Raw genomic sequence first — 19219 nt, forward strand, 5'->3', positions numbered from 1 at the left:
GTCATATTCTCCATATGGCCGTTTCCACCAAACCGTCGGAGCCCGCTGGCCGCTCGTCCGCCGAGGCCCGGCGCCAGCGCATCCTCCAGGTGGCCAAGAGCCACTTCGAGCGTTTCGGCTTCCGGCGCACCCGCATCGAGGACGTCGCCCGCGAGGCCGGCATCGCCAAGGGCGCCGTGTACCTGGAGTTCGAGAGCAAGGAGGTCTTGCTCCACGCGGTCATCGAATCCCTGTTCGAGCAGATAGGGCGCCGGTACGCCGCGGAGGTGATGCCACTGGAGTCGCCTCGCGAGCGGCTGCGCGCCACGCTGCGCTTCTCCTACCGCGAGCTCGCCCGTGACGCCTTGTTCGAGCGGCTCGTGCGCGAGGATCCCGACGTGGCGGTGCTGCGCTCCCTGGCGGAGAGTGGAGACAATCCGCGCAAGGCGGATGCCCAGTTGGAGATGCTGCGCGGCTGGGTGCGCGAGGGCATCGAGCGGGGCGAGCTCCGCGCCGACCTGGACATCGAGGCGGTTCCCTTCGTCTTCGGCGTGCTGCGCTTCCTGCACTACCACACCGCGCTCGTCACGGTGGGAGACCGCATCTCCCGCGAGCGGCTGCTCGACGCCGTCATCGACATCTTCATCGCGGGTCTCTCCGCGCCGGGCGTTTCCAACACGAGGTGATGCCATGCATGCCATCGAGATCGATCGTCTGACCCGCGTCTACGGCTCCGTGCGCGCCGTGGACGGGGTGAGCTTTCACGTGGATCCCGGAGAGATCTTCGGCTTCATGGGGCACAACGGCGCGGGGAAGACGACCACGCTCCGGATGCTGCTCGGACTGACGCGCCCCACCTCGGGCAGCGCGCGGGTGCTCGGCCATGACGTGGTGCGCGAGAGCCTCGAGGTGCGCCGCCAGTGCGGCTTCCTCCCCGCGAGCTACGCGCTCCCGGCCCACATGACGGCGCGCCAGTTCCTCGCCTACGTAGCCGCCATGTTCGACCTCGCGCCCGAGGTCTCCGAGCCGCGCATCCAGTCGCTGCTCCAGCTCTTCGGGCTGGAGGCGGCGGCGGACCGGAGGCTCGGCGGCTTCTCCACCGGCATGACGCAGAAGGTGGGGCTCGCCCAGGCCCTCATCAACGAGCCCCGCGTCCTGCTGCTGGACGAGCCGACCTCGGGGTTGGATCCGCTCGGCCGCCACGAGCTGCTGGAGCACCTGCGCCGCCTCTCCGGCGAGCGCGGCGTCACCGTGCTCTTCTCCAGCCACATCCTGTCGGACATCGAGACGCTGTGCCGGCGCGTGGCGGCGCTGCACCGGGGCCAGCTCGTCGCCTTCGGGCCCATCGAGGCGCTCAAGAGCGAGCACCGCTCCTCGAACATGGACGAGCTCTACCTGTCGCTCGCGCGGAGGGCGGCATGAATGCGCGCCTGCTGTGGCTCGACATGTGCGCCTCGCTCCGCGAGCGGAAGACGCTGCTGGCCGCGGGCATGATGGTCTACGCGGCGCTCTCCATGCCCTTCGTCGCCGCGAAGCCGCCCGCGCACGTGCTGTCGGCCTTGAAGGGGTGGTTCGGGACGTCGGACCCCTCCCTGATCTTCCTCTTCGTGTGGACCGATCTGGCGATGAACAAGACCCTCGCCGTGCTGGGCGTGGTGCTCGCGGGCAGCCTGGTCATCCGCGAACGCGAGACGGGCGTGCTCCAGGTGCTGCTGTCCAAGCCCGTGTCCCCCTCCGCGTACTTCCTGATGCGCACGCTCTCCGCCTGCGGCGTCATGGCGCTGCTCTACGTCGGGGGGCACCTGCTGGCCGTGCCCATCGTCGCCCGCACCCTGCCGGGCTTCCGTCCGGGGCTGTTCTTCGCCTCGATGTCGGTGCACCTCTTCGCCGCGTTCTTCGCCGTCTGCCTCAGCGCCCTCGTGGCCGTGCTCGTCCAGAGGCGCTCGCTGGCGGCGCTGGTGAGCCTGCTGGTGCTCTTCCTGCTCGTGGGCCTGGCGTTCATCGGCTTCTACAATCCCGCCTGGCGCCAGGCCTCCCTCTTCAACCCCATCACCCAGGGTATCTCCGTGCTCGGCCACGTGGATGACCTGAGCCTCGGGCACGTGCTGGGGCCCATCGCCATCCTGCTCGGCATGAACGTGGCCGTGCTCGCGCTCGGCGCCCTGCGGGTGCGCCACCTGGAGGTGTGACTCCCATGCAGGCCTCCCTTCTTCGCTACCGTGCCCTCGAGGCCCGCCACGCCATCGGCTGGGCGCTCCTCGTGTCCCTGTTCATGGGCGTCGCCGTGGTCCTGCTCACGGGCGTGCTCATTCCGCTCCTGCCCGCCCCGGTCAATGCGTTCATGGAGCGCGCGTTCCTGATCCGCGGCCTCGGCGCGGTGGTCCTGGTGAACGAGTACATGGGCATCTACCTCATGCCCTTCTTCGCCGGGGCCTCGGCGCTGATGCGGGCCCTCGTCGAGCCACGTGAGAACCGGGCCCTCGAGATGCTGCTCAGCAAGCCCATCTCCCGCCGCGCCTTCCTGGAGGCCCGGGTGGGGCCGATCCTGCTCGCCTCCGCGCTCGTGGGGCTCGTGATGACCCTGACCACGGCGCTCATCGTGCGGCCCTACACCGGCGAGGGCGCCTCCGTGAGTGTGGCGGGGACGATCGGGGCCGGGCTGGTCCTCACGTCCCTGGCGGTGCTGCTGCTCGCCGTGCTCGTCATCCCGCTGCTCCTGGTGCGCGACGCCTTCCAGGGGCTCCTCATCGCGTTCCTGCTCTGGATGGTACCGATGCTCCCGACCGCGGTGCTGATGTACCGCCCCGACCTGTTCGAGGGCCATGAGCGACTGCGGGAGTTGAGCTGCCTGGGACCGAACCTCCTCTGGTTCGACGCGGCGATGCCCCGCCTCGGGCTGCTCGCGGTGGGAGTGGCCGTCGTGGCCTCGTGGGGTGCGCTCGTGCTCGGCGCCCGCGTGTTCGAGCGCACGGAACTGCGCTGAGCACGCGGTCACCCGGGGGACTCAGGGTCCGAGGGTGGCGGAGCTGGCGAGGTTCTTCAGCACCTGCTCCGTGGCTCCGGCCGAGGTGGGGTCCACACCGTCCAGCCACTTGTCATAGGCCAGCTGGACGGTGCGGCTCGCCTCCGGGGCATCTTGGGTGAGGGAGAGCCCCTCCAGCGACACCTCGGCGTTGGCGAGGCCGTTGGTCTCCAGGCGGAAGGGGCGCGCGGCCCCTCCACCGGTGGGGAGGACCTCTCCCTCCAGCAGCAGGGTCTTGCCTTCCATGCTCGCGCCGGTGGGCAGGCCCTCGGCGTCCGCGTCCGCCGGAGAGAAGACGAGACGCGCGCGGCAGTAACTGCCCGGGGGCGGTTGCAGGGTGCCGAGCGCCAGCGCTTCTCCGTCCGGGCGCTCCAGGCCGCTCACGTGCGGGACACCCAGCTTGCGGGGGCTGCTGGTCTCGTGCGCCTCGGCCGTCCCGATGGGAGAGAGCAGACGCAGCCACCGCCATGCACTGGTGGTCGGGCAGGGGAAGATCTCCACACTGCTCAGGGTGACGTAGGCGCGGGTCAGGGTGATGCGCTCGCCCCGATCGTTGGTGAACGAGCGGGTGGCGTTCTCGGAGACCGCGGTCCCAGAGGGACGGAGGGCGAGGTCGAGGTGGAGCTGGATGCCTTCCTCGCGCGAGCCGCACGCGCAGAGGGCCAGGAGGAGCAGGGCGGGGGAGAGGTGGAGCTTCATAGGTCGTAGGCGATGGAGGCCTGGAGGATGGGCGTCTGGTGGACGTTGCGCAGGCGGTTGAGGACGGGGACGCGCACGCCGAGCTGCACCACCACGTCGGTGGTCGGGCTGAGGAGCAGGTCCGGGGAGAGGAAGGCGATGAAGCCGCTGCCCACGGGATCCTTCACGCCGAAGGTATCGCTGGGACCCTCGAGGCGGCCGTCCACGGCGAGACGCAGCGCCCAGCGAGGGCTCGGCTGGAATTGGGTGGCCAGCGTGGTGCGGAGGGCGGCTCCGGCGCGGAAGCCCTCACGCCCGCGCGTGGGGAGATAGCCGGTGGCGCTGGCGAGGAAGGACCAGTCGGCGCGGAAGCCAGACCAGGCCAGCCCGAGGAACGGGTCCACGGAGCCGGTGCCGAGCTGTGCATCGAGCGAGAGCGGACGTCCGGTCGCATCGCGCTGCGTGGGCGAGGTGGGGAGGCGGGTGCCCACGAGGATGCCGAAGAGGTTGTCCGGCGAGAAGTCGCGATCGCGGAAGACGAAGACCTTGGCGCCGACCTCCATGTCCCCGAGCCCCCAGGCCGTCTCGCGAGCGAGGCTGACGTCCTGCACCGTCCGGGCTTGAAGGGGAAGGGTGGCAGACAGGAAGAGCCAGGGGGCGGGGGCGTAGGCGACGGAGACGTCCATGCGCAGCTCGCGCAGTGAGACGGCGTCGATGGCCTCCTGGCCGGTCGTCTGACTCCAGGCGCGCAGCTGGGTGGCGAGCCGCAGGCGGCCGGCGAAGGGCTGCTCGGTGCCCATGGAGGTGAGGGTGGGATCGCCACAGGAGCAGGTGGCGCAGGCGAGCCCCGCGGTGGGAACGAGGAGGCTGGCCACGAGCAGGGGGATGAGGGAGAGGGACTTCCACATGGCGGGAGCCACGTTAGCGGGCGGGGCTCGCGGGCACCTGCGGCGAGTTGTCGCAGCTCACTCCGTCAGTGCGGCACTGAACCGCAGCGTCCGCACCACCTCGAAGGGGCGATCATGTTCACGGCGGATCGCCTGGATCGGCGGCCAGACCTCGGTGGGAGGTATGAAGACGACCGCCGTCCAATGGGTCTACGCTGGATTCGCCATCTCCCCTCAGGCCTCGGTGGGCTCCGGGGCCTTCTCCTTCTCCTTCTCCGCGGCCGGGGCCAGCTCGAAGTCCACGATCTCGAAGGTGTTGTCGGCGAGGTCCGCCTTCTCCACCAACTCCGCGCTCTGGCAACGGACTGCGGACAGCACGTCCTCCCGTACCCGCTCGAAGCCTGTGAGCGTGGCGGCGTTGGCCGCGAGCCTCATGCGCGTGATGCCCCGGCCCACGCCTGCCCCCGACTCGCTCTTGCGCTTGTTGATCGCCTGCTGCGCGCCCTCCGCGAGTTGGAAGGAGGCCGGGTGGACCGGCTTCGCGATGCCCTCGAAGGTGCGGGCGTCGGGCCAGGGAGCACGGTGGATGCTCTTGTGCCCCGTGTCCTCCGCGAAGGCCCAGCCCCACACCTCCTCGGTGATGTAGGGCAGCACGGGCGCGAACAGCCGCAACAGCACGTTCAGCCCCAGCCGCAGCGCCGCCACCGCCGAGCCGCGTGCCTCCTCGCCACCCGAGGACTCACCCCGCGCACGCGCCTTCACCAGCTCCAGGTACGTGTCCGTGAAGTTCGACCAGAAGAAGCTCTCCGTGTTCGCCAGCGCTGGCGCGAACTCGAAGTCCTTGTAGGAACCCGTCGCCGCCTCCACCAGGCTCGCGAGCTTCCACACGAAGGCCCGATCCAGCTCGTGGGTGATGGGGTGCTCCTGGGCCGTCTGGGCGAGCACGTACTTGCCCGCGTTGAAGATCTTCGTGACCAGCCGCTTGCCCACCTTGAAGACCTTCTCGTCGAAGGCCGTGTCCGTGCCCAGGCGCGCCGAGGCCGCCCAGTAGCGCACCGCGTCCGCGCCGTAGTTCTCGATGAGGTGCATGGGCGTGATGACGTTGCCCTTGCTCTTGGACATCTTCTTGCGGTCCGGATCGAGGATCCACCCGGAGATGAGCACGTGCTTCCACGGGATGGAGTCCTCGTGCAGCATCGCCTTGGCGATGGTGTAGAAGGCCCACGTCCGGATGATCTCGTGGCTCTGCGGCCGGATGTCCGCGGGGAACACCCTCCGGTGGCGCTCCGGATCCTTCACCCAGCCCGAGGCGATCTGCGGCGTCAGCGAGCTGGTGAACCAGGTGTCGAACACGTCCGACTCGGCCGTGAAGCCGTTGGGCTGGTCGCGCTGCGAGGCCTCGTAGCCCGGCGGCACGTCCACCGTCGGATCCACCGGCAGCCGCTCGCGAGGCGCGAGGATGGGCTTGTCGTGCAGCGGGTTGCCCTCCGCGTCCAGCGGGTACCACACGGGGAACTGCACGCCGAAGTAGCGCTGGCGGCTGATACACCAGTCGAGCTGCAGGTTCTCCGTCCAGTTGCGGTAGCGCGAGCCCATGTGCTCGGGGTGCCACTGCACCCGCTCGCCGAAGCGCAGCAGCTGCTCCTTCTTGTCCATCAGCCTCACGAACCACTGGCGAGTGGAGATGAATTCGAGCGGCTGGTCGCCCTTCTCGAAGAACTTCACGTCGCGCTGGATGGGCTTCGGCTCGCCGATGAGCGGTGCGCCCATGCCCGGCTTCGCCGCGCCGTCCTCGCGCCGCAGCAGCTCCACCATGGCCGTGCGCGCCTGCTTCACCGTCTTGCCCTGCAGGCCCGCGTAGAAGCCCTGCGCGGCCGTGGCGTCGAGGCTCTCCCAGCCCGGCGCTCCGAAGGTGAGGGGCAGCAGCCGACCGTTGCGTCCGATGATCTGCCGCAGCGGCAGCTTCTGCTGGCGCCACCACAGCACGTCCGTGGCGTCACCGAAGGTGCACACCATGAGGATGCCGGTGCCCTTGGTGGGATCCGCCAGCTCACTGGGGAAGATGGGCACCGGGACGCGGAACAGTGGGGTGATGGCGCGCTTGCCGAAGAGGCCCTTGTAGCGCTCGTCGTCGGGGTGCGCGGTGACGCCCACGCAGGCGGCCAGCAGCTCCGGCCGCGTGGTGGCGATGGTGAAGTGCGCGTCCGAGCCCTCCACCGCGAACGCGATGTCGTGGAACGCGCCCGCCTGCGGCCGATCCTCCACCTCCGCCTGGGCCACCGCCGTCTGGAAGTCCACGTCCCACATCGTGGGCGCCGTCACCGAGTACGCATGACCCTTCTCGTACAGGTCCAGGAAGGAGAACTGCGCCAGCTCGCGGCTGTGGTCGTCGATGGTGGCGTACTCCTCCTCCCAGTCCACCGACAGGCCGATGCGCCGCCACAGCGCCTTGAAGACCTGCTCGTCCTGCTTCGTCACCTGGTGGCACAGCTCGATGAAGTTGGGGCGCGACACCGTGCGCGGCGGCTGCTTCGAGGACTCGGCCGTCGCCTGCTCCATGCGCAGGCCGGGCTCGTACGGGGTGCGCACGTCGGCGCGGACGTTGAAGTAGTTCTGCACCCGGCGCTCGGTGGGCAGGCCGTTGTCGTCCCAGCCCATGGGGTAGAAGATGTTGCGCCCGAGCATCCGCTGCTGCCGGACGATGACGTCCGCGTGCGTGTAGCTGAAGATGTGGCCCACGTGCAGCGAGCCCGACACCGTGGGGGGCGGCGTGTCGACGACGAACGTCTCCTCCCGCGGGCGCGAGGGGTCGTAGCGGTGCAGCCCCTCCGACTCCCAGCGGGCATCGAGGCGCTTCTCGACGCTCTCGGCTTCGAAGTGCTTGGGGAGGAGCTCGGGGTTGATGGAACGGAACGTCTTCATCGTCGGGTTCGCCTGGGGTTACGCGGCCATCGTTCGGCCTGTGGAGGGCGCGCAGGCTACGACAGCAAGTGCTCGAGGGGGAGCACTCAGTGTGTCCGCTGCAGCCAGCGAGGCAGCCGGAAGCGGCCACTCGGCGGATGGGCCCGCGCCTGCGAGGGTTCGTGCGGCCTCAGGCGGATCCGCGCCAGGAGGATGTCGTAGAGCTCCTGGTAGCTTTCGGCCTCGCGCAGCTCCTCGATGCTCCCCGTCCACTCCAGGGACATCGCGTGCAGCTCCTGCATGAGCCGGTCCTTGAAGCGCGTCTGGACCTCGGGAGAGTCCAGCTGCCGGGCATCGAAGGGCCCTCCGGGGATGCCGTCCATGTCGGGCTCGCCCTGCGGGGTCAGCCCCGCCTCCTCGAGCGCCCGGCGGATGGCCTCGACCAGCGTCCGCAGCGGCCAGGACTGGCTGCGGCGGTTGCGCAGGTACGCCAGGAAATCCACCTGGTAGTCCTCCGCGAGCCTCGCGCCGACGTTGTAGATCGCCTGCGGCGGCATGCCGCTCCGGGTGGACAGATCCAGCAGCAGGGTCCTCGCCCGCTCGGTCGCGTCCAGCAGATCGGTCCGGGTCCGATCCTCCGGGTCCGTGCGCAACCGCGCCTCCAGGTAGAGCTCGCGCATGTCGATGGCCCCACGCACGCCCAGCTGCCGCGCCACGCCGATCTTGTCCCGCAGATAGGTGATGAGGAGCGCCTGGTCCACCCAGTCGATGGCGCGCGAGAGCGGGTAGAGCGTTCGCAGCGTCAGCTCCCCCGGGTCCGCCGAGGCCAGGTGCTGGATGTCCGAGATGCCCAGCTCCTCCAGCCGCTCGGTGATGCGATCATTGACGCCGTCCACGTACTCCAGGGACAGGGCCTCCTGGCTGGGCACGGTGGGCTGGAAGATCGACACCACGCGCCGCCGCAGGGCCTGAAGTGCCCAGCTCGGGAAGGCACCCATGATGAAGTAGAGGAAGCGGCTCTGGTTGTCCGTGCCGACCGCCTGGATGAGCTGCGTCTGCCCGGCGACGAATCCCAGCACCAGCGTCATGAGGGCGCGCAGGGTGGCGCCCAGGAGGAACTCGGAGGAGAGCGCCGCCGACTGCATGCGGTGGATGATGAGCAGCAGCGTGTACACGTACACGCCGTACCCGGCGAACATCAGCCCGCGCAGTCCCTCCTCGAAGTCGCCGGTGACGGCCGCGTACAGGGTCATCTCGTCGATGATGTCGGGGAACATGTAGGCCGCCGAGAGGCTGGCCACCAGCAGGAAGGGGAGGGCGAGCGCCACCGCGCCTCCCATCAACATGAGGATGCCGGGCCTGTTCTGTTCCACCGCCTCCTTGCCCAACCCCGCGGTGAAGATCCGGGCCGTCTCGGCGCGGCCCCGGGTGCTCGCGTAGTGACGCGCCGCGATGAGGTAGCAGCGCAGCACCTCCGTCCGGGCTCCCACGTAGCGCTTGTTGCTGCGCACCCGGTGGGCGAACGACAGCAGGCTCGGCAGCAGCGCGCAGATCCCCAGCCAGAAGAAGAAGAAGAAGTGCTCCCAGGAGTAGCGCAGCCCTCGTACGAGCTTGTCGCGCACCTGGGGCTCGACGAACACCACCCCCACCGCGACGAGCCCGAGCAGCGTCCACAGGAGCCTCCGCATGCGCTCGCGAGCGACGGCTCGGGACGGACGGCGGACCTTCTGCTCCTCGCCAGCCATGGGACCTCCAGCGACCGGTGCGGCCAGGGAAGGAAGATGTGCACGACGCCGAGCGCCCGGAGGCCCGCCCGTGGTGCGAGACGCTCGCGCGGGGGCTCCCCTGACACGGATGTCGTGCCAGCCATGGCCCAGGTGTCAGGATTTCCAGGCTCTGACGCGGTGTAACCCCGCGACATCACTGGGTGTGCAAATGGCATCCAAAGTGCTACTGCCCTGGCCGCTGATCCTTTTCCAAGGGAAGCCGCGATGCCACGAGCACTCTGCTGGATGACACTGACCTTGCTGGCGCTCGGAGCCGCCGGCTGCGCCTCTTCCGCCGATGACGGGGAGAGTCCTTCCCCCTCGGAGGACGGGAGTGGAGGCGCCCCCAACGACCCCGGTTCGGGAGCGCCGGTCTGCAAAACGGCGGCGGACTGCCCGGCCGGCTACACCTGCACCCAGTCCGCCTGCGTTCCGCCGGAGGACGAGAAGGACGCCTCGGACGCGCCCCCTCCGCTGGCCAGCAAGAGCTTCGTCTACGTCCTCTCGCCGAGCGCCAACAGCCTCACGCGCATCGATCCGCGCACGCTCTCGCTGGAGGCCATCCCGGTGGGCGCCTCGCCGGTGGACGTGGCCGTGGTGCCCGGCGAGGACTCGGCGGTGACGCTGTCCTCCCTGGAGGCCTCGTTGTCCCTGGTGGATTCCGCCACGCAGCCCTCGCACGTGCTGCGTGTCTCGCTCGGCCGCCGCTACGGGCGCGTGGCCGTCTCTCCGGATGGGGCGTACGCGCTGGCCTGGCCGGATCCGTCCTCTCCACCCGGCTCCGGTGCCGAGGGCGTGGTGTCCCTGGTGGATCTGCGCGCGGTGCGGCGCGGTGAGCCCGCGGAGCGCACGGTGCTCGAGCGCTCCGCCGGGTTCCGCGTGACGGATGTTCTCTTCCGTCAGGAGGAGGGCGTGGCCACGCACGCCTACATCTTCGCCAAGAGCACGGTGACGGTGCTCGATCTGTCCGCCCCGCGCCAGCAGCCGCTGCCGGTGCGCATCGCGCTGCCGGCGGCCATGGCGGCGGACATCAACTCGCGCGAGGTGGTGGCCACGCCCGATGGGCAGCGCGTCCTGCTGCGCGCCACCAGCGCGGCGATGCTGGCGTCCTTCGACGGAACGGCCTTCCGCACCGTGACGCTCCCCGAGGTGGCCACGGACGTGGATCTGCTCCCGGATGGCTCGGGCGCCGTGGCGGCGCTGCGCACCGCGGGCCAGCTCGCCTTCATCGAGCTGCCGGGCGATCTCGAGGACCCCTCGGGCATCCAGCTCATCGACGTGCCGGGGTCCTCGGTGGGCCAGGTGGTGCTGCCGCCAGAGGGCGGGGGGCACTTCGCGCTCGTCTACACCACCGTCCTCAATGACGAGTCGCTCACCCGGGTGGAGCTCCCCTCGGGCACCGTCACCCGCTACCCGCTGGAGAAGCGCGTGGACCGGGTGGCCCTCTCGGCGGACGGCCACACGGCGGTCATCGTCCACAAGCCCGAGCCCGCCTCCACCGCGACCGACCCGTACGAGCGCGCCGTGGACGCGGACCGGGGGTACTCGGTGCTCGACCTTCCCTCGGGCTACCTGCAACTGCGTCGCACCGGGGCGCTGGAGCCGGCGCAGCTGGCCTTCTCCTCCGGCGGGGGCTTCGTCGGGGTGACGCTGCGGAGTGACACGGAGCGCCGCTACGCCGTGGACGCGGTGGACCTCTCGACGCTCGTGTCCCACTCCGTCTCGCTGGCCTCGCCTCCGGCCTATGCCGGTGGGTTCGCCGGGGCCACCGAGGAGACCCGCCACCGCGTCTTCGTGTCCCAGCTCCATCCGGCCGGCCGCATCAGCTTCGTCAACCTGGACGACAGCCAGATCCGGACCGTCACCGGCTTCACCCTCAACTCGCGGATCGAGTGAACCCATGAGAATCGTTCGACGACTGCTGCCCGCGGTGCTGCTGCTCGCGGGGGCGTGTGGTGGCCGCGGAGACCTCTATACCCAGAAGCTCGCGCCCCTGCCGCTGCTCACCACGGGGGATGCGCTCGTGTCGGTGGTGCCGCAGACGCAGCGGGTGGTGCGGGTGCGCCAGGGCGAGAAGCCCCAGGGCATCCCCATCGCCCAGGGTGCGCGCAGGGCGGTGAGGCTCCAGGAGGACCTGGTGGCCGTGCTGACCGGAGATCTGCGCCATCCGCTGTTGCAGCTCGTGTCGGTGGACAGCGGGGACGTGCGGACGCTGGAGCTGCCGGGCGCGTACGACACCCTCGCCTTCAGCGCCGACAACCGCTTCGGCGTCCTCTCCTACAGCACCGCGAGCCTGGGTCCGGACGTGGTGGCGCGCAACCTCAACGAGGTGGCGGTGGTGGACGTCGAAGCCCGGGAGGTGACGCGCCTGGCGCTGGGGACGGAGAGCCTCGCGCCGCGCTCGGTCGTCTTCGCCCCGCCGAAGGAGGACCGGCAGTACGTGGCCATCACCCTGGATCGGGGCGTGGTGGTCCTCGACGCGAAGGCCCCCCGGCGTGCACCGAGGCGCATCCCCACGCGCCTGTCGGAGACGCAGCCCGAGGTGGCCGTGCAGGAGGCGCTCTTCTCCCCGAATGGAGACGTGCTCTTCCTGCGGCTCTCCGGCATGGACGATGTCTTCGCGGTGGAGCTGGGCAGGGAAGGGGACGAGCTGACGGCGTCCGTGAACTTCCTCGCCGGGGGCACGGGGCTCAGCGACATCGAGCTTCCGCCGGCCTCGGCGCCGGCCGCGGAGCGCTCGGTGCTGGCCGTCTACGCGGGCAGCCAGGAGGCCATGGTGCTCGACGCGCGGGGACTGCAGGACGTGCCCCGGCTCCCGCTGGGGGCGCCCCTGACGAGCACCCATGTGCTCGCGGATGGACGCGCGCTCTTCTACGACGCGAAGCTGCGCACGGTGGTGGCCTGGGACGTGGCCACCGGGAAGAGCGGCACGGTGCTGCTGAGCGCCGGCTTCGACGCGGTCCGTTTCAGCGACGCGCTCGGCACGGCCGTGTTCCGTCACCCCAGCGTGGGCAGCGGCGGCGCGGCGCTCTCCGTGGTGACGGTGCGCGAGGAGGACACCCGCCTGCGCGTGCGCATCAACCCCATCCCCGTGTCGCGCACGGTGGGCGTCGACGTCATGGACACGGCCAGGGGCCGGCTCTACTTCGTGCCCCAGGGCCAGTTCATCCTGGCCCGCCTGGACGTGGAGACGCTCGCCATCGACCAGGTCACCCTGGATGCCCCCATCAGCGCGCTGCACTACCTGCCGGCGCGGGACATGCTGGCCGCACAGCACGCGGAGCCCGCGCTGGGCGATGTCACCCTGATTCCCGCGGACCGGCTCGAGCGCGGTGCCGCGGAGCGTGTGCGGTACTTCACCCTCGCGGATGAGCTCGACCGCGCCCCGGAGGGCCCCTGACCATGAGACACCTTCCCGTCACCTGCGCCGTCCTCCTGCTGGCCGCCGTCCTCTCTTCCTCGGAGGCCTCGGCCCGGCCACCGGTGAGCCTCCGTCTGGGCTACGCCGGCCAGGTCAGCACCGCGCGCGCGTATGATCTCGTGGACGAGAACGATCACCTGCCCCTGTTCCGCGTGGGGGCCGCCTACGCGCTGCCCCTGACGGGCGGCCGGCTGGAAGTGGAGGGCGGTTTCCTCGCCGGAGGCACCTTCGCCTCCCTCCACCAGGTCGCCGAGGCGAGGCTGGGGCTGGTGGGCGTGGAGCTCGGGGCCGCGTACCGCGTGTCCCTGGGCTCCTTCGTCGAGCCCTACGCCCAGGCGCTGATCGGCTACGACTGGCTGGACCTGAGGATCGGCCAGCTGCGCCAGGACGTCGGGCAGGTCTCCGCCACGGGCCTGCTCGGTGTCTCGTTCGTCGTCCCCCTCCATCCGGGCCGCGCTGGCGGCCCCAGCCCGGCCTTCCTCTTCGACGTGGGGGCGGGGTACGGCTTCCGGCCCGGGGCCCGCTTCGACGCGCTCGCGCCGGAGCCCCCGGGCAAAGGCCAGACGGAGCCCATCCCCTCGACTGCCCTCCAGGCGGGCTCGCTCCCTTTGTCCGGGGTGGCGTACCGCATCCAGGTCGGCCTGCGGCTGTGATGACACGGGGTGTGGGAGCGATGCTCACCCCCCGTCCCGGATTCTGGGGGAGTTAATGAGTGTGCTAAACAACGCACATCTCTAGACTCCCCCCATGCTGGAATCCCTCTCTGTACCCAAGCGACGCGTGGCGGCCCAGTTGATCCTGCCGGGTGGCGCCTCGCGCAACGTGGCCGTGTTCCTCTCCGAGGCCGCTCCCGGATACACCGGGGGTGAGCGGCTCTCGGATCTCCTCAACGCCAGTGGCCCCCAGTTCATCCCCGCGCTTGACGCGGAGACGAACGTGATGACGTTCGTGCACTGCGAGAACCTCGCCCTGGCACGCGTGGACGCCGAGCACGAGCCCAACATCATCGACCAGTTCACCATCCCCACCGAGCACGAGGTGGAGGTGACGATGGTGGATGGGCAGAAGCTGCGCGGGCTCATCACCTACGTGCTGCCCGACGCGCACTCGCGCCTCACGGACTACCTCAACAACGCGCCCGCGTTCTTCCCCGTGTTGGAGGGGGAGCGCGTCGCACTCGTCAACAAGCGCCACGTCGCGTACGTGGAAACCCTTCGTCGCTGAGAAGCCATGGCCCGGTTCGACGCCTTCATCGAGAAGCTCTACAAGGAATCTGGTGTCGCCGTGATGCTGGAGACCGGCAGCGGCATCACCCTGCGGACCGCCTCGGGCAACGTGCCCATGGTCAAGGCGGGGTTGAGCTCGCAGCAGATCATCGGCGCGCTGTCGGAGATCGTCCCCGCGGATCTGCGGTCCAACTTCCCCACCGAGGGGGTCTCCTCCTTCCCGTACAACGCCCCCGCTGGCTCCGTGCAGGTGAAGGTGCAGAACGTCGCGGGACACCTGAAGGTGGCGCTGGTCCCCTACAAGCCGCCCGCCAACACCATGGCCCCCGTCCCGCTGCCGCCGCCCACCCTGGCCCCGGCCGCCGGATTGGATCTGCCGCCCGCGTCCGAGGAGGACAAGCTCGAGCTGGCCTCTCCGGCCGACATGATGGATCTGGCGGCCCGTGGCACCGGTGGAGCCTTCACGGCCGCTCCCGCCGCCGCCCCGGCGCGCACGCCTTCCCCCGCGGCTCCGGCGGCCCAGGCCCGCGCGGTGCCCGCCGCCGCTCCCTCGGCCGTCGAGGCCAAATCGAGCATCCAGGTGCTGCCGCCCCAGGACGGGCCGGACCCGGACGCCGCCAAGGCCATGGCCGCGCTGCTGGATCGCATGCTCGACAAGAAGGCCTCGGACCTCCACCTGTCGAGCACCGTGGTGCCCATGCTGCGCATCGACGGTGACATGGTGCCCCAGGAGGACTACCGCCCCCTAGCTCCCGAGCGCCTCAAGGCCATGCTCTGGACCATGGCTCCGGAGAAGAACAAGAAGCAGTGGGAGGAGACCAAGGACACCGACTTCGCCCACGAGACCGAGCGCGCCCGCTTCCGCGTCAACGTCTTCGAGGATCGCAAGGGCATCGGCTCGGTCATGCGGCAGATTCCCAACAAGATCATGACCGCCGAGGACATGGGGCTGTCCAAGCACATCCTCGACCTGTGCTTCCTCAGCAAGGGCCTGGTGCTCGTCACCGGCCCCACCGGCTCGGGCAAGTCCACGACGCTGGCCGCGATGATCGACTACATCAATCGCAATCGCGAGGACCACATCATCACGATCGAGGACCCGATCGAGTTCGTCCACCCGAACAAGAAGTGTCTGGTCAACCAGCGCGAGGTCCACGTCCATACGCACGGCTTCAAGAACGCCCTGCGCGCCGCCCTCCGTGAAGACCCCGACATCGTGCTCGTCGGCGAAATGCGAGACCTCGAGACGATCGCCATCGCCATCGAAACGGCCGAAACGGGCCACCTCGTCTTCGGCACGCTCCACACCAACACCGCTCCCTCGACCGTCGACCGCATCATCGACCAGTTCCCCGCCGACCGGCAGGAGCAGATCCGCATGATGCTCTCCGAGTCCCTCAAGGGCGTCATCTCGCAGATGCTCGTCAAGAAGATCGGCGGCGGCCGCGTGCCCGCTCAGGAAGTCCTCCTGTGCACCAGCTCCGTCGCCAACCTCATCCGCGAGGGCAAGACGTTCCAGATTCCCTCCATCATGCAGACCTCTCGCGGCATCGGCATGCAGACGCTCAACGACGCCCTGCTCGACCTCGTGAAGAAGAAGCTCTGCGAGCCCAACGACGCCTACATCAAGGCCATCGCCAAGGCCGAGTTCAAGCAGATGCTCGAGCGCTCGGGCTTCAAGGTTGATCTCCCCACCTCCTGAGCCTCGGAGGTGGAGCGCCGCCATCCTCGTGGCGGCGCTCACTGTCGGCGCGTTCCTCGTCCGGCTCTCGCGCCTCCTGGAGAGCCCCGAGCCTCCTGGCACCGACGGTTATTATTACGTCGTCCAGATGCAGCACTGGCTCGCCGAGGGGCGCTTCCATGTGCGCGACGCGAGTTGGGTGTTGCGCGCGCTTGGATTGGGGGCCGCCTTGTTCGGTGGGCCCGTGGTCGGTATGAAGGTTGGCAGTGCGCTTCTGGCCGCGCTGTGTGTACCGGCTGCCTGGTTCGCGGGTGGGGAGATTGGGGGCCGACATACCCTCACCCCAGCCCTCTCCCAGAGGGAGAGGGGGCATACGCGGGCTCTCGGATTTGCCTCCTGGGCCGCTGTTTCTCCGACGCTCACTCACCTCGCCGGGGACTTTCCCAAGACCCTTGGCATCGTTGCTCCTCTGTTCTTCGTGCTCGGCTGGGCCGTCTCGGGTCGACGCTCGTGGGGAATGCTCCTGGGTGGAGTCGGAGCGGTGCTGCTCGCGGCTACCGCCCACCGGCTCGGGGCCTCGTTGCTCGGTTTGGGTGCGCTGGGCGCCGTGCTGGGGCTTGGGCTTCGCGGACGCACGGACTCGCCCGAGCGCAAGTGGCCCCTCGTCCTCGTCGGCGTGGTGGGCCTGGTCTCCTTCGCGCTCCTCACCTCCATCCTCCCCAATCTGCTCCACCCGAAGGACCTGGAGCGTCTCTCCGCCCAGCTCGACCTGTCCCCCGGCTGGCCTCCTCCCTTCCCGTACTTCGCGCTCCGCCGGACCCACTGGCTTCAACAGGTGGAGCTGGGCTCCGCGTGGCTTGGACTCGTCTGTGGGGCCGTGCTCCTGTGGCGGCGCCGGGAATTGCGTCCGCTCGTCATGGGGCTCGTGCTCCCGCTCGCCGTGTGTCTGTTTCCCCTCTGGCGCGGGGATGTGCTCGACATGGGCTACCGCACCTCGCTCCTCGCGCCGCTGCTCGCCGTGCCCCTCGTGCTGCTCGCCATTCCCGCGGTGCGTCAGGGTCTCCGCCCGCGCCCCTGGGTTCCCGCCCTCGTGGCTCTGGCCCTGGTTCCCCTGGCGCGGTTCGGCTTCGACCCCCACGCCACTCCGCCCTATGGCCGCTATCGGGCGCTCATCGCCCGCATTCCCCAGCCCCTGCCCGAGCTGCTCATCGCCCACCAGGGCGTGAACTTCCTCTACGACCACGTCACCGGCCACGAGGCCATGGCCTGGGCTCCCGAGCCCGGGTTGGATCGCACCCGCGTCGGACGGCTCGTGTGGGGCGTGCTCGATGGGGAGTGGATGGCCTACGCGCCCATCCGGGAGGAACTGCCACTCCCAGTGCGGCTCGATCATGACTACGTCTATGTGCGCGAGGACTTCTTCGAGGCCTTCCTGGCCCGCGTCCGGGAGGAGGGGGACGAGGAATTGCTGGACCGGCTCGCCGACTGGCACAACCCTTCCGCCGTGCGCCCCGCCTCCCTCCTGCGCAACCGGGACTGAGGCGTATTAGCCTGGAGTGCCATGAAGGACCCCGAGGAGAAGATCGCCGCCGTCATCGAGCTGTCCGATCGTCGGCCGACCCCGAAGGAGGTTCCCGTCTTCGTGCCGGGCGAGCCATCGGCCGCGGAGGCCTCCTCCAAGAACGAGTTCTGGACCGCGATGGAGCCCCTGCTCGACGGGCTCCAGGGAGTGCAGGGGCAGATCCTCACCCGGCTCATCCAGCTGGCACTGCCGGAGATGAAGCGCTTCCAACGCTCTCCCATCCGCGAGGTGGTCCGCACGTCGGACGGGCTGCCCGAGGAGATGCTGAAGGAGTTGGAGGCGCGGCTCGGCACGCACCCGGCGCGAGTCCGCAGGACGAAGTGGCTGGATGCGAGCGGGTACATCATCGGCAGGGACTACGCCGTCCGGGGCGCGGAGAACGCACGGCCGGGCGAGTCCGGGATGATCCAGGGGCGCTGCCTGGTCCTGCTCGAGGATGGCCGGCTGGGGCTCATCGAGGTGGTGGGGACCTGGGTGTGGAGGATGGGGCTCCACCACTACGACAGCCTCACCACCGTGGGAGACGCGGAGCTCATCGACCCCGTGCGCGCGGTGAGGGAATTTCCCCTGGCGGGCCTCATCACGAGCTTGCGGAGCATCCTGTTCTACGACGACGCCACGCCCCTGGGCCCGCCCGGTCCGGAGCTCCTGGCGCGACGGGAGCGCTTCATGGCCACGGTGAAGGATCTCTCCAAGGCGACGGCCGCCTACGTCGAGCGGATCCGCCGGGCGGGGATCGGCCCCGCCTGAGCGGGACCGACCCGGGCGGACTCAGTCCAGCGAGGCCTGATCCGCGAAGAAGACCACGCGTCCGCCGGTCGCCGGGTTGGTGGTGCCGTTGTAGCCCTCGGTGACCGTCCACAGGTTGGTACCGCTGCCGGTGGCGTGCATGCCCTCGGGCATCCGCGCCCACTGGCCGCTGCCCGACAGGTACGCGGTGCGCGAGGCACTGGTGGACACCTTGAAGAGGGCCCCGGAGTAGCGCGTGGAGCTCAGCCAGTACGACGTGGTCGAGGTCGTGGTCATGATGGGGGCCACGCCCTGCACGTTGGGCTCGTTCATGATGTAGGCGCGCTCGGGCTTCACCACGCCGCTCACCGTCTTCAGGCGGTACGTGGTGGAGTCCACCGGCCAGCGGTAGAGCCGCCCGCCGAGCCCCGGCGTGGAGCCGTCATAGGGGCAGGGCGTGTCGCCGTTGTTGCAGTACTCGCCGGAGAGCACCACGTCGGTGGTGCCGCGCGTGTCCTTGCCGAGGAAGGAGAACTTGGTGCGGCAGGGGCTGGTGATGGTCGAGGGCTGGACGTAGGCGCTCACCTGCGGCAGCACGTACTTGTAGCCATAGGCGCACCACACCGAGCCGACCTTGCCGATCGCGGTGTCACAGGTGGTGCTGGTGTCCACCTCGCGGATCTGCGTGAGGTCGAACACGCGCATGCCATCGGAGGTGTCGGCCATGTAGAGGTAGTTGCCGAACCAGGTGAGGCCGCCGCCGTGCTCGGGCACCACGGTGAAGTTGCCGGAGCTGGTGGGCCGGACCAGGAGGATGTGCCGGTAGTTCACCGCGCTCAGGGACATGTCCGAGATATCCGCCACCGAGATGCGCACGCCCTTCTCTGGAGCGGTGGTGGGGGCGTAGTGCCAGGAGACGATGGCGACGTTGGTGCTACCGGACACGCCCGCGGTCAGCGCCTGGGGAATCCAGTCCGTGGTGCTCATGTCGCCGTCGTTCCAGCGGAAGCCGCCCTTGTAGCCCACGGCCGGCGGGTGGGTGGTGGAGGTGAGCATGGGGCCCGCGCGGTTCAGGTCCTGCACGATGCTCGACAGCCCGAGCGCCGGGCCCACGGGCGTCATGTACGAGGCGTACGTGCTCCACGTGTTCTGGTCCTGCAACTGGAGGCAGCTCGCGTCGTGCGTCGTCAGCGGCGCGCCTTCCGTCAGCGCCTGTGTCCCGGTGACGGGGGACTCGTCCGCCAGGAGTGGCTCCTGCTCGGGGCCACACCCCGATAGCCCGACTCCGGCGAGACACGTCGCGATGAAGAGATTCCGGTACTCCGGGTGAGACCTGAACATTCCTGC

Annotated in this window: 16 protein-coding genes; 11 read left to right on the forward strand and 5 right to left on the reverse strand. The window is 69.7% G+C overall.

The features are described 5' to 3' along the window. The first annotated feature begins 14 nt into the window (after nucleotides 1–14). From JRI60_RS25275 to JRI60_RS25290, 4 genes are read left to right on the forward strand one after another with little or no spacing between them, the layout of a single operon-like run. Nucleotides 15–665, forward strand: coding sequence for a TetR/AcrR family transcriptional regulator (locus tag JRI60_RS25275; RefSeq protein ID WP_204228439.1), 651 nt, complete (start codon nucleotides 15–17; stop codon nucleotides 663–665). A gap of 4 nt (nucleotides 666–669) precedes the next feature. Beyond that, complete coding sequence (locus tag JRI60_RS25280; protein ID WP_204228440.1) at nucleotides 670–1401, forward strand: ABC transporter ATP-binding protein; 732 nt, start codon at nucleotides 670–672, stop codon at nucleotides 1399–1401. Then, nucleotides 1398–2168 (forward strand): ABC transporter permease, encoded by a 771-nt coding sequence (locus tag JRI60_RS25285; RefSeq protein ID WP_204228441.1) that lies wholly within the window; start codon nucleotides 1398–1400, stop codon nucleotides 2166–2168. Before JRI60_RS25280 ends, JRI60_RS25285 begins: the two co-directional genes overlap by 4 nt. Nucleotides 2169–2173: 5 nt before the next feature. Beyond that, nucleotides 2174–2962: an ABC transporter permease gene (locus JRI60_RS25290; protein ID WP_204228442.1), complete on the forward strand. Its 789-nt coding sequence runs from the start codon at nucleotides 2174–2176 to the stop codon at nucleotides 2960–2962. A gap of 21 nt (nucleotides 2963–2983) precedes the next feature. Here the strand turns inward: JRI60_RS25290 and JRI60_RS25295 are convergent, their stop codons facing one another. The 4 genes from JRI60_RS25295 to JRI60_RS25310 all read right to left on the reverse strand — a co-directional run bounded on the left by JRI60_RS25295 (nucleotide 2984) and on the right by JRI60_RS25310 (nucleotide 9212). Further along, entirely contained in the window at nucleotides 2984–3700 is a 717-nt protein-coding gene (locus tag JRI60_RS25295; RefSeq protein WP_204228443.1) for a hypothetical protein, read from the reverse strand. Continuing rightward, nucleotides 3697–4587 (reverse strand): transporter, encoded by an 891-nt coding sequence (locus JRI60_RS25300; RefSeq protein ID WP_204228444.1) that lies wholly within the window; start codon nucleotides 4585–4587, stop codon nucleotides 3697–3699. Before JRI60_RS25300 ends, JRI60_RS25295 begins: the two co-directional genes overlap by 4 nt. Nucleotides 4588–4800: 213 nt before the next feature. After that, entirely contained in the window at nucleotides 4801–7488 is a 2688-nt protein-coding gene (gene valS / locus JRI60_RS25305; protein WP_204228445.1) for a valine--tRNA ligase, read from the reverse strand. 86 nt (nucleotides 7489–7574) lie between these two features. Further along, on the reverse strand, nucleotides 7575–9212 hold the full coding sequence (locus JRI60_RS25310; RefSeq protein WP_204228446.1) for a hypothetical protein: 1638 nt from the start codon (nucleotides 9210–9212) through the stop codon (nucleotides 7575–7577). A gap of 267 nt (nucleotides 9213–9479) precedes the next feature. On the opposite strand from JRI60_RS25310, the gene JRI60_RS25315 reads away from it, so the two are divergent. The 7 genes from JRI60_RS25315 (at nucleotide 9480) to JRI60_RS25345 (ending at nucleotide 17893) form a co-directional block, all read left to right on the forward strand. Further along, nucleotides 9480–11129, forward strand: a complete 1650-nt coding sequence (locus JRI60_RS25315) for a hypothetical protein (RefSeq protein WP_204228447.1) — start codon at nucleotides 9480–9482, stop codon at nucleotides 11127–11129. Between the two features lie 4 nt (nucleotides 11130–11133). Continuing rightward, complete coding sequence (locus JRI60_RS25320) at nucleotides 11134–12633, forward strand: hypothetical protein (protein WP_204228448.1); 1500 nt, start codon at nucleotides 11134–11136, stop codon at nucleotides 12631–12633. 2 nt (nucleotides 12634–12635) lie between these two features. Next, on the forward strand, nucleotides 12636–13307 hold the full coding sequence (locus tag JRI60_RS25325) for a hypothetical protein (protein ID WP_204228449.1): 672 nt from the start codon (nucleotides 12636–12638) through the stop codon (nucleotides 13305–13307). A 94-nt stretch (nucleotides 13308–13401) separates the two neighbouring features. Continuing rightward, entirely contained in the window at nucleotides 13402–13878 is a 477-nt protein-coding gene (locus JRI60_RS25330) for a hypothetical protein (RefSeq protein WP_239470718.1), read from the forward strand. 6 nt (nucleotides 13879–13884) lie between these two features. Then, the gene (locus JRI60_RS54595; protein WP_275439569.1) at nucleotides 13885–15582 is read left to right on the forward strand and encodes a type IV pilus twitching motility protein PilT; all 1698 of its coding nucleotides are present in this window, start codon (nucleotides 13885–13887) and stop codon (nucleotides 15580–15582) included. Nucleotides 15583–16102: 520 nt separating this feature from the next. Beyond that, nucleotides 16103–17101 carry a hypothetical protein gene (locus tag JRI60_RS25340; protein WP_204228450.1) on the forward strand — a complete coding sequence of 333 codons (999 nt, stop codon included), beginning with the start codon at nucleotides 16103–16105 and terminating at the stop codon, nucleotides 17099–17101. A gap of 21 nt (nucleotides 17102–17122) precedes the next feature. Then, nucleotides 17123–17893, forward strand: a complete 771-nt coding sequence (locus JRI60_RS25345; RefSeq protein WP_204228451.1) for a hypothetical protein — start codon at nucleotides 17123–17125, stop codon at nucleotides 17891–17893. A gap of 21 nt (nucleotides 17894–17914) precedes the next feature. Here the strand turns inward: JRI60_RS25345 and JRI60_RS25350 are convergent, their stop codons facing one another. Further along, nucleotides 17915–19213 carry a hypothetical protein gene (locus JRI60_RS25350; RefSeq protein ID WP_204228452.1) on the reverse strand — a complete coding sequence of 433 codons (1299 nt, stop codon included), beginning with the start codon at nucleotides 19211–19213 and terminating at the stop codon, nucleotides 17915–17917. Nucleotides 19214–19219: the final 6 nt, after the last annotated feature.

Origin of the sequence: Archangium violaceum (genome assembly GCF_016887565.1) — a bacterium.
GTDB classification, from domain to species: Bacteria; Myxococcota; Myxococcia; order Myxococcales; family Myxococcaceae; genus Archangium; species Archangium violaceum_B.

Excerpts from the sequence above, each read along its gene's own strand:
- JRI60_RS25320 (WP_204228448.1), top strand. The coding sequence starts at position 11,134 with ATGAGAATCGTTCGACGACTGCTGCCCGCGGTGCTGCTGCTCGCGGGG.
- JRI60_RS25310 (WP_204228446.1), bottom strand. The coding sequence starts at position 9,212 with ATGGCTGGCGAGGAGCAGAAGGTCCGCCGTCCGTCCCGAGCCGTCGCT.
- JRI60_RS25280 (WP_204228440.1), top strand. The coding sequence starts at position 670 with ATGCATGCCATCGAGATCGATCGTCTGACCCGCGTCTACGGCTCCGTG.
- JRI60_RS25350 (WP_204228452.1), bottom strand. The coding sequence starts at position 19,213 with ATGTTCAGGTCTCACCCGGAGTACCGGAATCTCTTCATCGCGACGTGT.
- JRI60_RS54595 (WP_275439569.1), top strand. The coding sequence starts at position 13,885 with ATGGCCCGGTTCGACGCCTTCATCGAGAAGCTCTACAAGGAATCTGGT.
- JRI60_RS25300 (WP_204228444.1), bottom strand. The coding sequence starts at position 4,587 with ATGTGGAAGTCCCTCTCCCTCATCCCCCTGCTCGTGGCCAGCCTCCTC.
- JRI60_RS25275 (WP_204228439.1), top strand. The coding sequence starts at position 15 with ATGGCCGTTTCCACCAAACCGTCGGAGCCCGCTGGCCGCTCGTCCGCC.
- JRI60_RS25315 (WP_204228447.1), top strand. The coding sequence starts at position 9,480 with ATGACACTGACCTTGCTGGCGCTCGGAGCCGCCGGCTGCGCCTCTTCC.
- JRI60_RS25345 (WP_204228451.1), top strand. The coding sequence starts at position 17,123 with ATGAAGGACCCCGAGGAGAAGATCGCCGCCGTCATCGAGCTGTCCGAT.
- JRI60_RS25325 (WP_204228449.1), top strand. The coding sequence starts at position 12,636 with ATGAGACACCTTCCCGTCACCTGCGCCGTCCTCCTGCTGGCCGCCGTC.
- valS (WP_204228445.1), bottom strand. The coding sequence starts at position 7,488 with ATGAAGACGTTCCGTTCCATCAACCCCGAGCTCCTCCCCAAGCACTTC.
- JRI60_RS25285 (WP_204228441.1), top strand. The coding sequence starts at position 1,398 with ATGAATGCGCGCCTGCTGTGGCTCGACATGTGCGCCTCGCTCCGCGAG.
- JRI60_RS25290 (WP_204228442.1), top strand. The coding sequence starts at position 2,174 with ATGCAGGCCTCCCTTCTTCGCTACCGTGCCCTCGAGGCCCGCCACGCC.
- JRI60_RS25295 (WP_204228443.1), bottom strand. The coding sequence starts at position 3,700 with ATGAAGCTCCACCTCTCCCCCGCCCTGCTCCTCCTGGCCCTCTGCGCG.
- JRI60_RS25330 (WP_239470718.1), top strand. The coding sequence starts at position 13,402 with ATGCTGGAATCCCTCTCTGTACCCAAGCGACGCGTGGCGGCCCAGTTG.